Below are 19243 nucleotides of genomic sequence, written 5' to 3'. Positions count from 1 at the left end.
TTAATTCACCTCATAATAGTCCTTTACTTCTTTAACTAGTTGCCCAAAAAATTTATCTACACTTAAAAAATTATCTTCAAATAACTCTTTAAACTCTTCTTTATTTGTAAATGCTCCATCTACCATACCCACATAGGTAAACTCTTTTAGACCCTTTCCTAAAAAAGTACCTCGAACTACTTCTTCTATAGATTGCTTATTTACTTTAAATCCATTTTTATCTCCTTTTAATTTAATTCTACCTAAGAAAAATGGATTTGCTATTTCATATACTCCTCCTACTACAAATAGAGGAGATAAATTTTCTTGTCTACCTCTAATATTTCTATTCAATATTTTTATTATTTCTAAAAATTCTACTACTCTCTTACATTTCTCTTTATTATCAAGTTCTATATCTCCATCCTTACCTATTTTAGATAAATCTATAGTCACTGTATATGTATAATAACTCAAATGTTGTTCTATGTTGGCAAGATTAGGGTGTTCTCCTATTCTATCTGCCAACCCTTTATTATTTAAAAAGTCCATATCGCTTCTATATGGCTCAAGAGAAATTGCATTACTCAATCTTATAGTAGCTTCTCTAGTCACTGAACCTCCTTTTTTATCTTTTTCATCTTTTTTATTTGTTTTCATATATCCAAATAGGTCCATTTCTTCTGATTCTTTTATACTTATATTATCTTTAAACTGAACTGTACCTTTTCCTTTATCTACAACCTGTAAATTCCAATTAAATAACTCTGCTGCTAATCTGACTATATCATATCTTAGACATTGACGAGATGCAAATGTATAGATATTTCCATCTCCTCTACTTAGTTTTTTTAATTCAGATATATTGGTTATTCCTTCACCATAGTTTAAGCTTTGAGCTTGCGTTATTACAGTAAAAGTTAATCCTCTTTTCATATTATTTTTCCTCCTTATTATCTACTTTTATATTTTTTCTATCACATTTTTCTGACATTAATCCCATTATAAATGCGTATCCTATAGCTTCAAAATCTAAATCATCTTCACTAAGCATCTGTAAAAATTCTTCTGGTGGAGTTTTTTCACTTGGTGAAAAAATTCTTAAAACTGTTTGAAAAAAATCATTCTTATTACCAACCTTAATCAAATTTAAAAGCTTGTATGTTATTCCTTCTATTTTATTTTTAGCATTTTTATCAATATAGTAATCATGTATTTCACAACCTGATTCATAAACTTTTTTTAACTTTTTATAATCCATTTTATACACTCCCCTCTTATAGTTATTTACTATTGTTCTTAATTCAACTAGTCTAAAGCAATCTGTTCCTGATATATTTGATTTATTACTACCTTCCATATCATTTTTAACTTTTTCTCTTAAAATATTATTAATTAAATGCTTCAAGTCCCTATTTTTTAAAAGTAAATCTAATACATTTGATTTAAGCTTATAATCATATATGCCTTGTATTTTTTTACTTGCCTTCCCACTTGTAAATATTTTTACTAAATATGTAGGAATATTAAAGTAATTTATTTTACACTTTTTAGCATCTATACTTGCTTTAAATTCTACAAAAAGAATATTCCTAAGTTGCCATTCACTTTTTAATTTATTTTCTTCTACTATACTTTTTATAAATTTATTAAAAAAGTTTTCATCTTTGGAATCCGATATCTCACTTTTCTGTAATTTTAACTCATTATTTCTCTCAAAAAGCTCATTTATTGAAGTATCCATGTTAACAAATAAATAAAACTCATTATCTTCATTGGATAAATAATTTTTTCTTGTATAAGTAGACCCTGCTGGAGTACAAAACAATATAAGTTTACAAACATCACATATTGATGATGTATACTCCTGATTCCAAAACATATTTCTAGAATTATTGGTACTTACTCCAAGTGGAGCAAAATTACTTTCTGAATACTCATCTAATATGCCTTTGTAGGAACCACACATTTCACATACTTCTAAACTATCCATATACTGTTTTATATCTTCTATACTTTTATTTTTCTTTATAAAGTTTTTATTTATTTCCTTCATAATTTTTTCTATAGTATTTATACTAGACTTACTAACTTTTTTTTCACTTACATCTTTAGCTATACTATCTAATCTATCATTCAAATAGTTTTTTAACTTATCATAGTTATTCTCTTCTAATAAATCCTCTAACTCCCCAAAATATATAATTTGTCTTAAATAATCATTAAACATTACCTTTTTTAATCCATATAAATCTAACTTAGCCTTAGCAACATTAAAAAAACTAACTTGTCCAAAATAATTATCTTGAACTACATATTTATAAAGATTAGCTGTAAGTCTATCATTTATTGATTTCATTTTAAATATATCCATAATCTCATCAATTAAAGTTTTTAATAAATCAAATTCATCATAACTTTTTATCTTAGACATAATATCTAGCTTTTCTTTTATCAAGTTAGAGTTATCTTCATCAAATTTTTTAACCTTATCATTTTGTTGCTTTATATTATCTTTAATTTTCTTAATTCCATCTTTGATTTTATCAGGCTTAGATTTAATAAAATTTATACTGTAATCGACACTCTTCCTAATCCTTTTTGATACATCATATTCATCCATGAAGTAATTAAAATAATACTCATGAAAGTTTTCAAGAAACGAACTATCAAATTCGATATAATCTTCCTTAATAAATATTTGTTTTTCAGTACCTGATTTTTTTAGTATATTTAGAAATCCAACTATTCCCATATTAAAGAACCAGTCACCCCTATAAACTCTTAGCTTCATTTATATCACCTCCATTCTAAAATATCTACATCCCCAAATCCTTGAGCTCGCCTAAATCCCACTCCTAAACTGTAGATAAGATTTAAATCGTCAATATCACCTTTCAATATAAACTTACCTTTGTAGCCATTAACATATTGATATTCCTTACCTGTTATTTTTTTAAACTCTCTTAAACTCTCTTTAACTACTACCTTTTTAAGAGCTATATTTTCAAACTCTAACTTTCTTTTTAATCCTTCTCCCCTATAGTTTTTGACAACTTCATTAGTTATATAGTTTAACTCTTCTATATATCTATCATCACTTATATCCAAAAATTTTCCTTCTTTAGATTTTATGCAGATTGGAGATAGAGCATTGAATAATACCATATCTTCTGTTATCTTCTTTTCTCTTGATAAATCTATTCTAATCCTTGTAAGTTCATAGTCTTTATATAAACATTTTTTAGAAGTTATTAATCCATTATATATATGGAAACCTAGTTCTAAATCTGGAGTACTTACATTCAATATTACTTTATCTTTGATAATAAAATGCTCACCTTCAATACTATATTTTTTTATATAAACTGAAAATGTGAAATTCTTAGTTTTTTTATTATGCTTTTCGTTATAATAGTACATGTCTTTATAATAATATTCACTAGACTTCCTTATTGCCTCTTTTATAATACTCATGAAGAGTGAATTATAAGATATTGGTATACAATCTGTACTAAATTCAATTTTCATTTTCATAATATCACCTCTCTCAACTACTATATTAACACTAGACCGTGAACTATACCTGTCTTAATATAAAACTAATTAAAAAAATTAGTAAAGTTTTCTCAATTTTTCAATTTCAGATAAGATATCATTCTTCAGTCTCTCAGGTTCTATGACTTCAACATAAGCTCCCATACTTAAAATCCAGCTTTTTATTTCCTCATAACCTCTCATTTTAGCTTTAAACAATATAGATTCTTCATCAACATCACTAATTTGTTGATTATTAACCCATACCTTTTCCCTTATAATTGTTGCAAATGGTTGCTTAATTTTTATAGCTATATTAATTTCTTCTCCTTTGTAAATACCTATACTATTCTTACTATATTCGTTCCAATTGAAATTTCTATCTACAATATATTTTTCGTCTAAAACAATATAATCTTTAATTCTACATAATTTAAAATCTATAAACTTAAGTCTTTTTTCACAAAAAGCTACCATATAAGTATCTGATTTATAGTTAAACAAACCATATGGATGTACAACTCTTTCACTATTTCCAGAATTCAAAGAATAATATTTTATCTTAATTTTACGTTTTGTTGTATATGCTCTAGTTATTTCATTGCATTTCTTTTTTTCAAATCCATAATCACAATTACATTTTGCTTGTATTGTGAAATAATCCATATATGTATCGCTTTTTTCCCCTGTATTTAATACTGCTTTTATTTTGTCTACAATATTATTAAATTCATTTTTATAAATATCATTATTATACTTTAGTTGTGAATTTATCATATCTAGAATTGAAACTTCATTATCTAATAATCTAATGTATGAAAGGCTATTACATTTATCTATTTCATAACCACCATAAATTCCAGGTGTTGAGTTTACAAATATGCCTGCTTGTTCCAAATATTCTTTGTAACTTTTTATTTGCCTTTCACTTACTTCCAACTCTTCTGCTAACTCTTTACATTTCATTTTACCTCTACTTTGAATTAATATCATCATTCTCAATGCATTAGCTAATTTACTAATAAATAACACCCCCTAATAACATTAATTAATATTTTATATTATTTATTTCTACAGATATGTGCATATAACCTCTTTATACTTTATATAAGTAGAATATTTTTATAATTTTGACATTTATTATGTCATATTCGTATAGAATCTTAATAATTAATACAATAAAAAATATTACTGAAAAAATAAACATTTATAATTTCAGTAATATTAATTAATTTTAAACCTTTTTGTTATTAGTTAATTATATCCATTAAAAATTGACTAAATTTAATCTTATCTCTTTTAAATAATTATTTCTTACAAGTAAGAAATACACTATTTGAACTATAAACAAGCTTCCCATTACTAAAATCGCAGATGACGCAACCTCTATATCAAATGAATTTTTCAGTGCAGTAAGTGCAAATACCGAATGTATAACAGCTACTACATAAGGTAACAAAAACACAATCCCAATCTCAATGGTTGAAGCTCTCTTAATCTCCTTATATGTCATCCCCAATTTATTTAACTGTTCATACTTTTTCTTGTCAACTTGACAATCCATATAAAACTTATTATATAAGAAACTGCTTGTAGTAACAAAGAAAATTAAACCTATAAATATTGCTAAAAACATAAATGTAGAATATGTTAGTTTACCAGTTTCTATCATTAATTCTTTGGAGAAAAACAAATATGGTTGCATTCCAGACTCATTATCAAATTTATCTTCGAATTGTTTACATACATCTATAGTTTCACTTGAACCTTTTACCTCAAATGCTGAGAATCTATCTACTATAAATTTTGATTTTATACTATCATAAAAATTATCCTTTACCACATACATATTTTTATAATATGCTGGCATAACACATTCTTCTACCTGTTTTGCCACTCTTAAGCTTATATTCCCTATAATGACATTTTCTTTTACCTTTTTATTACCAGGTAGTCCTGATGAAAATAATGATATACATTCATTATCTTCAAAATTTATAGGCTTAACCCCTATACTCTTCGTAATTTCTAAGTACTTGGATTCTTTAATTATTCTTACATTAAAATCACTTTTCTTAGGAAATACAGTTTTAAACTCACCATTAACTCTTTCATAATCTATACCTTCTTTTTTTAACTTACTTTCTATAAAACTCATTCTTTCCTTATCTTTCTCTTTACTATCAGGTTTATTAGTGTCATTATGCAGAGTCATTGTTGAATAATATATTGTGTTAGGGTATATTAAATTAATTTGACGTTTTACATCTTTCCAAAATGAGTAAACTGTACCTATAGCAGTGAATGCCACTGCAGAAGTTATAGTTATCAAAAAGAATATCCTAGCATTATCCTTTACCTTATAAATTAAATTTGAAATCCAAAGCATATTTGTATTTCCTCTATAAAAACTTTTCTTCATCTTCAATTTTTTTATAAAGTACACACTAAATTGAGAAAAGAATAAATAAGTTGCTACTATAGTAAGAGATGTAACTGGAACTAATCGTAAATAAGTTGTATACTGGTCAGTTGATGTAACAGCACTATAATATGCTATTACAAACAGGCAAATACTTAATATAGCAAGTATTAGTGATGTTTTAGGCTCTGGTTTTGGAGTTTTTGTACCTTTAAGTAACCTCAATACTTGATTTTCTTTAATTATAAAAGAAGTAAATATAGATGTTAATATAGCTAAAACCATAAAATAAATTAAAGTGGAAAACATTGCATTTAATGGTATATAAAAGTTTAGAGGTGATAATTCTAAAAAGGTAGACATAACTACTAAAAATACCTTTGAAAAAATTAAACCTACTATTATTCCAATTACAGAAGATACTATATTTATTACTATATTTTCTATAAGAACCAATTTCATTACTTGTCGTTTTGATATACCTGTAATATAGAGTATTCCAAACTCTTTATATCTACTTTTAAGAAAAACACTCACTGAATAAAATACAAAGAAGAATAAAAACAAATATGCAATTATTTTACTCATCTTAAGCCCTTCTTTTAAATAGTCAGGAAATTGAGATATATCTAAATCTGGATGACCTGTAAACATAATAAAAGAAAAAAGTAGTGACGAGGATATAACAATACTTGTTAAATATCCTAGATATGCTTTAATATTTCTTGAAATATTATTAATGGCAAATTGTTTTATGTTCATTAATTATCTCCTCCCAATAATGTAAGCACATCCATTACTTCTTGATAAAATTGTTCTCTACTATTTTCCTTATATATTTCATTGTAGATAGCTCCATCCTTTATAAATAAAATACGATTACAATAGCTTGCTGCTAATGGGTCATGAGTTACCATCATAGTAGTGACTTTATTGTCTTTATTTATCTTTTGAAATAGTTCCATTACAGTCTTTGATGACTTTGAATCTAAATTACCTGTTGGCTCATCTGCCAAAAGTATTGATGGTTTATTGATTAAGGCCCTAGCAATAGCAGTTCTCTGAGCTTGACCGCCAGACACTTCAAAAGTTCTTTTATTTAATAAGTCTTCTATACCTAAAATTTTAGATACTTCATTTAGCTTTTCATCTTGCTCTTTTACACTTACCTTATCCAATGTCAATGGCAATACTATATTTTCGCCAATAGTTAAAGTATCCAATAGATTAAAATCTTGAAATACAAACCCCAACTCTCTTCGTCTAAATAATGCAAGTTCTTCACCTTTTAGTGATAATGGATTTTTACCTTTTAATTCTATTTTTCCTGTAGTTGGCTTATCTATAGTAGAAATCATATTTAAAAGAGTGGTCTTTCCACTTCCAGATGGTCCCATAATTCCTACAAATTCTCCATCATCTATACTAAAACTTATATTGTTTAATGCATTAAAAATCATTTTTTTACCATATACCTTGCTCAAATTACTCACAATTAAAGTTTTCATTATTTATAGCTCCTTTATAAGTTATAAAATGACATGCAGTATATATTAAATACTACTCATATTAATTAAAGAAATTTTATATAAATACTGAATTTATTTTAGTTTATATACTAATTATGTTAGTAAAAGCTAATACAGCAAGTACTATACCTGCCACTATTCTATATACAGCAAATACTCTCATTGGTTTTTTCTTTAAAAAATTTACGAACTTTTCCATAACTACTATAGACACAAGAAAAGCTACTATAAACCCAACAATTAAAGCAATCCATAAAGTTGGTGTCATTATTGAATAATCAAATTCAAATAAATCTAGTCCTGAAGAAGCTACCATTGCTGGTATAGCTAAGAAAAAAGAAAATTCCGCTGCTGTAGGAGAATTAAGCCCTGCTATCCATCCACCCATAATAGTGGATGCACTTCTTGACATTCCCGGCCACGCAGATAAAACTTGTAATACACCAATCTTCAAAGCTTGTACTGGAGTAATTTTATCTATATTATCTGTTGAGTGCTTCTTTTTTCTGAATAGAGTTTCTACAACTAATAATAAAATTCCTCCAACTATAAACCCTACAATTACAGATTGTAAATTAAACAATGCTTTTATGTTATCATAAAATATAACTCCCACAATTCCAAATGGTATGCAACCTACAATAACATTTATTCCAAACTTAAATCCAGTTTTTCCTTCCTTTCCTCCAGTAAATATAAATTTAAAAAACTCTATAACACTATTCTTTATTTTTTTCCAATAAAGTACTACTACTGCTAGGATAGCTCCAAGTTGTATTACAACTTCAAACATTTCAGCAAATTGACCTTTAAAATCTATCAAACTTCCCACCAAAATCATATGACCTGTAGATGATACTGGAATAAATTCTGTAAGTCCCTCCACTATAGCTATTATGATTGATTTTAATATAAAAATGATATCCAAACTCATTGATAAACACCCTTTCCCTACTATATAATCTTCTTAAAATTTCTTTTCTTATGTCATTTCTTATACTAATTTTAATTGACATTAGAAAGTTTCACTATCTACAAACATTACACAAACATTACATCTATGTAATGTTTGCAAAAAATAAACTATTTTAAAATTAGATTGTATAATTATAAATCTCATTAAAATATATGGACATATTAATTTTAACAAGATATTTAAATTATAAATACAATATTAATCCATCTTAAAATAGCCTCTTATTAGTTTATATTATCTTTACTGAATATTATTGAAACTTCAGTTCCTTTCCCAACTTCTGATTTTATATTGACCATATGACCTAAGTTGTCACATACTTTTTTTACTAAATAGAGTCCCATACCTGTGGATTCTCCAAATTTACGTCCATTTTCTCCTGTAAAAAATGGGTCAAATACTCTTTTTATATCTTTAGATACAATTCCAACCCCTTTGTCTATTATACTTAAAATTATAGACTTATTATTTTCTTCAGATTTTATAATTAAATCTTTACTGTAATCTTTGGAATATTTAACTCCATTTGTAATTAACTGATTTATTATAAATTTCATCCATTTTATATCTGTATAAATATAAATAGATTTATCTATATGTATTTTAGGAATTATACCATTCTTTATGAATAATCTCTTTTCCTCATTTATAGTATCTACTATGATATCATTCAAATTAGCTTTTTCAACCACAAAATCTTTCTGAAATTCATCCACTCTTGCGAAATACATGGCCATGTTTAAGCCTTTATTAAGTCTATCTATCTCTTTTTTTATATTTTCAGTAACTTCTTCACCTTCATATTCCTGAAGTTGAAGACTTATAACTGATATTGGAGTTTTCATTTGATGAATCCATTGGTTGATAAAAGTTAAGTGTTCACTATGTATTTTTTTATGTTCTTGAATCATTGATTGATATAATCTATGTTGTTGTTTTAAAATAACTGATATGTTTTCTCCGAAAAAAGAGTTCCCTAAATATAAAAAGGATTCATCTAAGGAGTTTATACCTTTTGTAAATATAGTATATACTTCTCTGTTTTTATAATATTTATATACCAAAAAACATAATAATATAAAAGTACTAAACAATAAGATATACAAAGCTTCTTCTACATTAATAAATTTCATAAGACTACAATAAATAATTGTCATAGATATTCCTAAATAATATATAAAAATATAGCCTTTACAATCTTTAAATAATAATTTCATATTTTCTCCTTACCAATTTTTATTTAATTTATATCCTACTCCTCGTACAGTTTGAACAGCATCATTTATACCTAACTCCTCAAATCTTTTTCTTATTCTGCTAACATTTACATTTAGAGTATTTTCCTCTACAAACTCAATATCATCCCATATCTTTTCTAATAGATAATCTCTACTTACTACTTTAGGGTATTTTTTTATAAGACACTCAAGTAATATTCCTTCTTTTTTGGTGATAACCAAAGTCTTATCCTCTAACTCTATCTCTAATCTTTCTGGATAAAATTTTAGTCCATCTAGTTCTAATATTCTCTCATCTATTTTAGGCGAATATTCACCATATACCCTTCTTATCTGACTTTTTATCTTTGCCATTACTACATCATAATAAAAAGGCTTTGTTATATAGTCATCTGCTCCACTTTCTAAAGCTCTAATCTGGTCTAAATTACTATCTCTAGCTGATACAAAAATTATAGGAATGTTTGACTGTTGTCTAATACATCTACACCAATAGAATCCATCAAATTTTGGTAAATTTACATCTAAAAGCACTAAGTCTGGCTTGAAATTTGCAAATGTAGTAATTATATTATCAAAGTTTTCTTCAACCATTACTTCAAATCCATATTTCTCTATATAATCTTTAAGTAATGTACTTATTGATATATCATCTTCTACAATATATATTTTATGACTCATATAATTCCTCCATATTTTAGTTTTCTTATTTACCATATATTCATATAACTTTCACATATGGCTTTATGTATAGTATAGATACCTACTCAGATATCTATCAATTTATTAAATTTCAAAATACAGTATATTAATATTTATTAACAATTATTGGTAATATTTATACCTGTATACTATCTATATTAAGCATGATATCTTTGTATCTATATATAATAAAATATTATTGTTAACTTTATTAATATAATTGTATTATAAAATACCTTATATAAAATACTATAAAAATATCTTCTTCTATCTGTAAATAAATATATTATATCTTTAAAAACACTCTAATAATTTAAAATTAAAACATATCTCTTCGCTATATAAACATACCATTAGCATATATTTTTATCAATAGAATAGAAAAAGTTACCTTAAATAAGGTAACTTAAACTTTTAACACTATTATCACTACTACTTAGCATTATATATTAATTCTTTTATGTTTACTTTTTTCTCTTGTAATCCATTTTTTATTAAGAAATCTTGTGTCTCCTCAAGAGAAGATATATCTTTGTCTGTTATATCTAAACTAAAATCATACCAAGCATATAATTCTTTAGTTTCTTCAACGCTTAAACCAACTTCTTTTGCTACCTTTTCCATAGCTTCATCAAAGTTATTATCTACATATTCTAAAGTTTCTTTTTCAACTTTCATAAATCTTTCAACTACCTCTGGATGTTTTTCAGCAAAATCCGTACTAACAGCAGTTACTATTATGCCATCTACTAAACCTTCACCATTTGCTACAAGTTTACTTCCAGACTTCATGGCTTTAAGAGCTGCTGGTCCAGCAATCAATGCAGCATCAACACTACCATCAGAAAGAGCTGCTGATGCTTCTGGAATACCCATGTTAACAAACTCTACATCATCCATACTTAATCCTTCTTTATCAAGTGCTGCAATTAATACTTGATGTAATATAGTCCCTTTTGGTCCTGCTACTTTCTTACCTTCTAAATCTGCTGCTGATTTTATTGAATCATTATTTGTTAAAATCATAAATCCTTTTGGTGACCTACTATAAGTGTTTAGTATCTTTAATTCCACTCCATTAGATGCAGCTATCAAAGCTGATGTACCACCTAATGCATGTAAAAAGTCTATTTCTCCAGCAGCTAAAGCCTGTGTTTGCTCTGGTCCTGTAGTAATTTCATGAAAATTAACTTTTATATTATCCTTTTTAAATTCTTTCCCAAATAAATCATCCTGTTTTTGAATTATAGAAGGTACATTTAGTGGTGATTTTACATAAGTTAAATTTATTTCTGAAAGATTTTCACTATCATTCTTTTTTGCACATCCAGCTAAAGATGCTGTCGCAAGTGTCAATATTGTTATACCTATCAATAGTTTTTTTAATTTCATATTTTTACTCCTTAAAATATTATTAATTTCTTTAAATGCCTTTATTTGATTTCATTGTCATTAAAATATCTTTTTTTAATTTAATATAGTAATTTGAAGTTAAATCTCTATTATAATCATCCTCTATATTAAATTCTTCTATTTTTCTTTCATTTGTAAAAACAACTATTTTCTTGCCTATCTTTAATGCTTCATCAATATCATGAGTTACAAATATTACACCTTTATTGGTTGACTTATGTATTCTTACAACTTCATTTTGCATATCAATCCTTGTAAAATAATCTAGTGCTGAAAAAGGCTCGTCCATAAACAACATATCTGGATTAAAAGAAAGTGCTCTAGCTATACTTACTCTCTGTGCCATACCTCCTGAAAGCTCATTTGGATAAGAATTTTTAAACTTCTGTAAGTTCATCATTTTAAGATATTTTTCTATATCAATACTGTCTTGCTTATTTGATTCACTTACTTTGTTCTTCTCATTTAAATAAATATTATTATCACGCCTATCTTTATTAATGGTACTTTTTGAGGGATTTAATTTATTGAATATTTTATTTAAAAGATTACTTTTTTGTTGATTGTGAAAAGCTATGTTTTCGCTCACATTTAGCCAAGGCATCAATCTACTTTCTTGAAATACAAAACCAACATTAGGTTTATACTCTTTATTATCTTTTACAAACCTAATATCACCACTATTTATATCTTCAAGTGATGCAATTGCCCTAAGTAAAGTAGTCTTCCCACATCCACTTTCACCTAAAATTACAGTTATATGACTTCTGTCTATATCTAAAGAAATATCACTAAGCACTACATGTTCTTCATTATCAACTTTATAACTTTTAGATAGATTTCTGATTATATACCCAGAATTACATACTGTATTACTCATATGCTTCCACCATCTTTCCCTTACTTACCTTTTTTACAATAATTGAAAATATATAGTCTGTAATTATTCCTAGAAGTCCAATTACAATTATTCCTACAATAACAACATCTGTCCTAGACATTTCTTTTCCATCAGATATTAAGTATCCAAGACCAGACGAAGCAGCTACAAGCTCAGCTCCTATAATTGCTCTAAAACTATATCCAAGTGCTAACTTTAGACCAACAGCAATATCGAGAATTGCATTAGGAATAATTATTCTAAATATTATCTGAAGCTTTGACAATTCAAATACTCTACCTACTTCAATTAACTTTGAATCACAATTTCTAATCCCCTTCAATGTACTTGTAAAGATTGGGAAAAAAGATGCCAAAATTATAATTATTATTTTTGATTCTTCACCTATACCAAACCACAATATAAGCATTGGTATTAAAGCAAGTGGTGGTGTATTTCTCAAAAAATTTATTAATGATTTAAGGTACTCATAAACTTTACCATAAATTCCAAAGAATATACCTAAAGGAACACCTATAATTGTACTTATTACAAACCCTATCAAAACTCTTTTCATACTTGCATATACATTAACAAATATTGAACCATCATTTATCATATTTAAAAATGTACTATACACTTTTTCAGGTGGTGGTAATATATATTCACTCCAAATACCAAGATAATTTGTAATTTTCCACAATACAAGAATTATAAAAAATATCAAAACACTTTTTATTAACCTTAAAAGTTTATCATTAATTTTATTGCCCATTTACAAACCATCTCCATTATTACATCCATCTTTACAATAAAACATTTCTACTATATCATACTTATCCTCAGAGCCATTTTTAATTTCTTGTATTTTACTTAATATTTCATCTTCGCTTGACACTTCAAGAACTTTTTCAAAAGAATCCTTAAAATACCCTAATGGAATTGGAGATTCATCTATTTTTCCAAGTGATTTTATACCTTCTTTTTCAGCAAATTCCTTCCATGTATAAAATAGAGCATTATCTTTATCCTTAAATTTTTCACTAGCAAAATCTCTTAATTGTATACATGGACAGGTTACTATTAACATATCCTCTTTACTCTTAATATATTTTTCGTATAAAACTCTACAAGTCCTTACTAATATTGGTTCTATCATAGGAACTTCAAAACCATCTATCAAATTATTTCTTTTTAAAAGATTTATGCTTTCTGGACATCTACAATCTAATATCGTGTTTTCAGTCTTTTTTGCATATTCTTTGTACTGATTCTTTACATATTCTAATTGTGCCTCACATTCAACCATTATGTACCCTTTTTTTATCAAAGTTTCTTTAATAGTATTAAACTTTTCCTCATACATTTTTTCTGCTACTGGATTTATTAGAAGATATTTATTCATAGCTCCTCCTATTATTTAATATTGAATATTATTCTCAACTATTAGTTTAAATGAGTACTTTATTTTTGTCAATATATTAATTTTTTCTTTAAAAAATAATGTTTATTTACAATTTTTCACTTTTTTACTTACAATATTAAAATAATACATTCAATTTATTTTAACAATAAGATATACATTTTACTATTAATCTACTTATAATGACAAATATATAATTAGTTTCGATAATTTGATGTCAATGTTACACATGTAAAAATATACATATTATACAAAAATCAAACTGGGTTTTACCAGTAAACTAAAAAAGTGAAGTCTAATTAATACTTCACTTTTTACAATAATTATAAATATTTTATTTTAATATCATCAACAATCTGTAAAATCTTATCTCTAACATCTATGGGTTCTAATACTTCAATGTGATTTCCAAAAGAGAGCACATATCCATAAATCCAATCATTTTGAGGATACTGTACATTTACAATAAAATTTCCATCGTTATCGTATAATATATTATCAATATCAAATTCATCATAAACTCTATATGCTATATCTTTAGAAATTTTCAATTTTAAAATAATATTTTTATTCTTATCTTCTTTTATCTCTCCCACTTCAATTGGTATGCTTCGTATAAATGTCTGCTCACAAATACAGATATTCTTCATCCTTACGACCTTAAAAATTCTATAATCATTTTTTTGACGACAATAAGCTTTAATATACCATGACTTTTCTTTAAACCAAAGCATAAGTGGCTCTACACAACGTTTAGTTATCTTTCCATAAGTACTTATATACTCAAAAGTTATAATATTACAATCTAATATAGCTGATTTTATCTTTATAAATTTATCTTTTTCTACATTATTACTACACCAATGAGAAAAATCAACAGTTATCCAATTTAAATCTGATTTACAAAACAAGGCTCTAAGTTTTGCTAATGTAGAATTCATATCTGGATATTTAAGCATATTTAAACCCTCTAGTGATGCTAGAATTTCTTTCTGCTCTTGCTCAGATAAAATAGATTTATCAAAAGTAAAATTATCTAAAATACCTATACCACCATTTCTACCTTTATCAGTATAAATTGGAATACCAGAAGATGACAATATTTCAATATCTCTACAAATAGTTCGCCTAGATACTTCAAAGTGTTCAGCTAACTCCGTTGCAGTTACTCTTTTCTTATCTAACAGGATATAAATAATTTCAAATAATCTATTACTTTTCATATAATCACCTCATTACTTTATTATAGTATAAAAATAAAGCAATCTAATATCATAATATAATGCTTACATTTCCCTCTCTACTTCAAAACGCAAAACAGTTTTCAATGACTCAGGAGATACTTTTCTAGCATCACTTATATAAATTTCACGATGTATATAAGATTTTCTTAGAAGCTTATTTTTTTTACAAAATTCTCTCATAATGTCAAAGCTTTCTGGTTCATCATCATATGAGCCTATATGAAGCATTTGAACACATAGACCTTCATTAATAGACCCAAATCTAACTTTTTCAAGAAGATTATGTGGTTTCTTCTTTTTTAATATATCAATAGCTTTATTTAACAGGTCTTGTGTAACAAAATCTGGCTGACGTATCATTATAGTATAAATCAAATCTTCTTTAATAAGTATATCTGAGCATTTGCTTTTTTCTCCCTTATCCCATATACCTTCTAAAGGAAAAACAGTATAATCAAAATACCCTTCTGGTACAATTCCCTTTTTGGTCATAGTTTTTATTGCATATGCCAAAGAGTAAAGTACTCCTATTGCTTCAGTAAATTCTTTAGTATTTGGGTCTCCACTGCCTTTTAACATGATAAATTTCTGCTCTGGTACTTCAACTATCACAGGATTCTTCTTAGGTAAATATAACTCTTTATCTTTTTTTCTCCATTCATATTTCATAAAAAATACCTCCGTATATACATTTTATACATTGATATTATCATGCTAAAGGTGACATCAGCGTGTCACATTTTATAAAATAAATTATATTATAAAATCTTCATCTTCTAACTCTTCATAGACCCCTTTTTGATATCCATTACCTTTAGTTGAAAAGAAATCATGTGTTTTAGTTTCAGTACTAAGTCCATTTAACACAATTGGATTGATAGCATTTACATTATAAAGTCTTTCAAATCCTAAATTTTCTAAAGCTCTATTTGCATTGTATTTCAAAAAATCTACAACCTCTTCTTCAAGTCCACTATCTTTATATATTACATTTGTATACTCTATCTCATTTTCCATAAGACTAGCAAGTATAGAATACATCTTATCTTCTAATTTTTTCTTATCAGTATTATTAAATGAATTGTATATCTCTTGTGCAAGAAGCCCTATGTATTTACCATGTAAAGATTCATCTCTAAGAATAAGTGATATTATTTCTCCACTAGCCACCATTTTTCCTTGACCAGACAGATACAATGGATAAAAGAATCCTGAATAAAACAAGAAACTCTCCAAAAACACACTTGTAACCATTGATAAATATAAATTCTTTTGGTTTGTAGTATTTTCATATTGAGCTAGAACTAAATCAGCCTTTCGTTGTAATGTTGGCTCTGTTTCTATCCATTCAAATAAATCATCTATCTCGGAGTTAGAAAGCAAAGTCATAAATATGGAAGAATAACTTTTTGCATGTATTTCTTCCATAGTACCCATAAAAGATAAAACTGCTTTTCTTTGAAGATTATCTGTTAAACCCATCATTGATGGAATTCCATTATTCCCTTGCTTTGTATCCAATAATGTCAGTCCACCTAACACTTTTTTATATAAGTCTTTTTCATTATCATCTAATTCATTCCATACCTTAATATCTTTAGAGACAGATATTTCTTCAGGAAGCCAAAATTGTTTTACATTTTGTTCCCAAAAAGCCTGTGTGAATCCATCTTCTTCTTTATTCCAATTAACTGCATCATGTGTTTTATGTAATTTAAATGTCATATATTTCTCTCCCTATACTGAACATACTAGACACTCATGAGTATCTCTTGTCATCTTTGTTCTTGTGTAATATAAACTTTTAAGACCTTTTTTATATGCATATATGTAATGTCTAGCTATATCTCTAGTTGTCTTTTCATCTGTAACAAACAATGTTGTTGATATTCCTTGGTCAACATGTTGTTGAACTGTTGATACTAAATCTATAACTTTCCTCATATCCATTCTATATGCTGATTGATAATACAACATATTTTCATTAGTTAAAAATGGCATTGGATATATTGTAGTTGAATCTCCATATGTTCTTACTTCTACTGGCTCAGTAATTGGCATTATACTTGATGTTGCATTTTGGACATAACTAATGCTTTGAGTTGGGGCTACTGCCATTAAATATGCATTATATATACCTTTTTCTTTGACCTCATCCAATAATTTTGTCCAATCTTCTTTTGTTGGTATATAAATACCTTCAAATAATGCTTTTACCTTTTCTAGCTTAGGTAGATAAGATTGTTCATAGTATTTTGATAATACCTTGCTTTTTCTTCCCTTAGCATATTCTGATTTTTCAAACCCTTCAAAAGTTTGATTTTTTTCTATAGCTATTTTCATAGATGCTTTAATTGAATAATATCTAATCATTGCAAAAAATACATCAGAAAACTCTACAGCATCCTCTGAAGTATATAAAATATTTTCTCTTACTAAGTATCCATGCAAATTCATAGCTCCCAATCCTATAGAATGAGATTTGCTATTACTATTATTTACAGTTGGTACTGGCTTTATGTTTGTTTTGTCCGCTACAAATGTCAATGCTCTTATTGATGTCTCAACTGTGCTTTCTATAGTTTTATTGTCCATAACATTTGCTATATTTAAAGAACCAAGATTACAACTTATATCTTGACCCCATTTATTTTCTCCACCATAGCCTTCTATTTCTGAAGATGTTTGATACTGGAAGATTTCACAACACAAGTTAGACATTTTTACCATACCAACCTCTTTCAATGTATGTTCCCTATTGGCTGTATCTATATACACTACATATGGATATCCACTTTCTTGTTGCATTTGTGCTATTTTAGTCAACATTTGTCTAGGATTTATTTCTTTTTTTCTTATATCTTCATCATTAACTAATCTATCATACCACTCACTCATTTCTATCTCATCAAGGTAAACTCCATACTTTTTATACACAGTATGAGGATACAATGCATAAGCTACTTCATTTTTTTCTGCTAACTCCATAAATTTATCAGGTATAATAGCTCCCAGCGATAATGTAGCAAGTCTTATTTTTTCATCAGCATTTATCTTTTTAGTATCCATCAATAATTCAAAATCAGGATGAAATACTGTGAGATAAACTGCACCAGAACCTTGTCTAGCTCCCATCTGATTAAAATAGCTGAATGATTGTTCCAACATTTTAGCTACTCCAACAACACCTCCAGCTGCACCTTCTATATCTTTAATAGATTCACCTGATGCTCTAAGCTTAGATAAGTTTAACGCAACTCCTCCACCTATTTTTGATAAATGATTTGATGAAGATATCGCATATGAAATACCTTCTGTGCTATCTTCTACAGATAGTAAAAAACATGATACCATTTCTCCTGCTCTCTTTCTTCCAGCATTTAAAAATGTAGGTGTAGCTGGTTGAAATTCTTGTTTTACTATTTTGTCTGCCAAGTTTAAAGCTAGACTCTCATCACCATTTCCTAATGTTAAAGCTACAATTAATACTTTTTCATTATATGTTTCTAATATCTCTTTTCCATCATTACTTTTTAATGCATAATTTTGATAAAATTTATTTGCACTCATATATGATTGAAACTTAAATTTATGTTCCTCAATAAGTTTGTATATCTTTTTAATAAAATCCATGCTATATTTATGTATTACTTCTTCTAAATAATAACCTTCATCCATTAGATACTTCAATCTTTCTTCTAGATTATTAAATTTCTTTAACTTTGGATTTATAAATTCTTCTATGTAACTACTTAGGGCTTCCTTATCCTTTTCCAGTTGATATTTCCCTTGTTCATTTTTAATTATCACTTGATTGTTAAGCTCTATCCAATTCATTATTTACCGTCCTTTTAACATAATCTTGTGCTATAATTTCATTTAATTTACTTATTATTTCTT

At 26.8% G+C, this 19243-nt stretch carries 17 protein-coding genes; all 17 read right to left on the bottom strand.

Features of this window, described 5'->3' with window-relative positions; genetic code table 11:
- A complete protein-coding gene (gene cas7i, locus IC173_RS04020; protein ID WP_227433946.1) occupies positions 1-915 on the bottom strand; it encodes a type I-B CRISPR-associated protein Cas7/Cst2/DevR in 915 nt (304 codons plus the stop codon).
- 1 nt (position 916) lies between these two features.
- Complete coding sequence (cas8a1, locus tag IC173_RS04015; protein ID WP_227433945.1) at positions 917-2773, bottom strand: type I-B CRISPR-associated protein Cas8b1/Cst1; 1857 nt, start codon at positions 2771-2773, stop codon at positions 917-919.
- A 5-nt stretch (positions 2774-2778) separates the two neighbouring features.
- A complete protein-coding gene (cas6, locus tag IC173_RS04010; protein WP_227433944.1) occupies positions 2779-3516 on the bottom strand; it encodes a CRISPR-associated endoribonuclease Cas6 in 738 nt (245 codons plus the stop codon).
- Between the two features lie 78 nt (positions 3517-3594).
- On the bottom strand, positions 3595-4512 hold the full coding sequence (locus IC173_RS04005; protein ID WP_227855195.1) for a helix-turn-helix transcriptional regulator: 918 nt from the start codon (positions 4510-4512) through the stop codon (positions 3595-3597).
- Between the two features lie 271 nt (positions 4513-4783).
- Positions 4784-6700 carry an ABC transporter permease gene (locus IC173_RS04000; RefSeq protein WP_227855194.1) on the bottom strand — a complete coding sequence of 639 codons (1917 nt, stop codon included), beginning with the start codon at positions 6698-6700 and terminating at the stop codon, positions 4784-4786.
- Positions 6700-7446 (bottom strand): ABC transporter ATP-binding protein, encoded by a 747-nt coding sequence (locus IC173_RS03995; RefSeq protein WP_227433941.1) that lies wholly within the window; start codon positions 7444-7446, stop codon positions 6700-6702. The genes IC173_RS04000 and IC173_RS03995 overlap by 1 nt, the downstream gene beginning before the upstream one ends.
- Before the next feature lie 103 nt (positions 7447-7549).
- Positions 7550-8401, bottom strand: a complete 852-nt coding sequence (locus IC173_RS03990) for an undecaprenyl-diphosphate phosphatase (RefSeq protein WP_227855193.1) — start codon at positions 8399-8401, stop codon at positions 7550-7552.
- Between the two features lie 266 nt (positions 8402-8667).
- Positions 8668-9660, bottom strand: a complete 993-nt coding sequence (locus IC173_RS03985; RefSeq protein ID WP_227433939.1) for a sensor histidine kinase — start codon at positions 9658-9660, stop codon at positions 8668-8670.
- 9 nt (positions 9661-9669) lie between these two features.
- A complete protein-coding gene (locus IC173_RS03980; RefSeq protein ID WP_227433938.1) occupies positions 9670-10362 on the bottom strand; it encodes a response regulator transcription factor in 693 nt (230 codons plus the stop codon).
- A 453-nt stretch (positions 10363-10815) separates the two neighbouring features.
- Positions 10816-11775, bottom strand: a complete 960-nt coding sequence (locus IC173_RS03975) for an NrtA/SsuA/CpmA family ABC transporter substrate-binding protein (RefSeq protein ID WP_227433937.1) — start codon at positions 11773-11775, stop codon at positions 10816-10818.
- Between the two features lie 31 nt (positions 11776-11806).
- Positions 11807-12676, bottom strand: a complete 870-nt coding sequence (locus tag IC173_RS03970) for an ABC transporter ATP-binding protein (RefSeq protein ID WP_227433936.1) — start codon at positions 12674-12676, stop codon at positions 11807-11809.
- Positions 12669-13451: an ABC transporter permease gene (locus IC173_RS03965; protein WP_227433935.1), complete on the bottom strand. Its 783-nt coding sequence runs from the start codon at positions 13449-13451 to the stop codon at positions 12669-12671. Before IC173_RS03965 ends, IC173_RS03970 begins: the two co-directional genes overlap by 8 nt.
- Positions 13452-14081, bottom strand: coding sequence for a hypothetical protein (locus IC173_RS03960; RefSeq protein WP_227433934.1), 630 nt, complete (start codon positions 14079-14081; stop codon positions 13452-13454).
- A 341-nt stretch (positions 14082-14422) separates the two neighbouring features.
- Positions 14423-15322 (bottom strand): helix-turn-helix transcriptional regulator, encoded by a 900-nt coding sequence (locus IC173_RS03955; protein ID WP_227433933.1) that lies wholly within the window; start codon positions 15320-15322, stop codon positions 14423-14425.
- Positions 15323-15385: 63 nt separating this feature from the next.
- Positions 15386-16012, bottom strand: coding sequence for a GyrI-like domain-containing protein (locus tag IC173_RS03950; RefSeq protein WP_227433932.1), 627 nt, complete (start codon positions 16010-16012; stop codon positions 15386-15388).
- An 84-nt stretch (positions 16013-16096) separates the two neighbouring features.
- Entirely contained in the window at positions 16097-17068 is a 972-nt protein-coding gene (nrdF, locus tag IC173_RS03945) for a class 1b ribonucleoside-diphosphate reductase subunit beta (protein WP_227433931.1), read from the bottom strand.
- A gap of 12 nt (positions 17069-17080) precedes the next feature.
- Entirely contained in the window at positions 17081-19180 is a 2100-nt protein-coding gene (gene nrdE, locus IC173_RS03940; protein ID WP_227433930.1) for a class 1b ribonucleoside-diphosphate reductase subunit alpha, read from the bottom strand.
- Positions 19181-19243 lie beyond the last annotated feature (63 nt).

The sequence above is a fragment of the Clostridioides sp. ES-S-0048-02 genome (assembly GCF_020658495.1).
Taxonomy (GTDB): Bacteria; Bacillota; Clostridia; order Peptostreptococcales; family Peptostreptococcaceae; genus Clostridioides.
The sequence above is the reverse complement of the archived record's forward strand: the minus strand, read 5'-3'. Positions and strand labels throughout refer to the sequence as shown.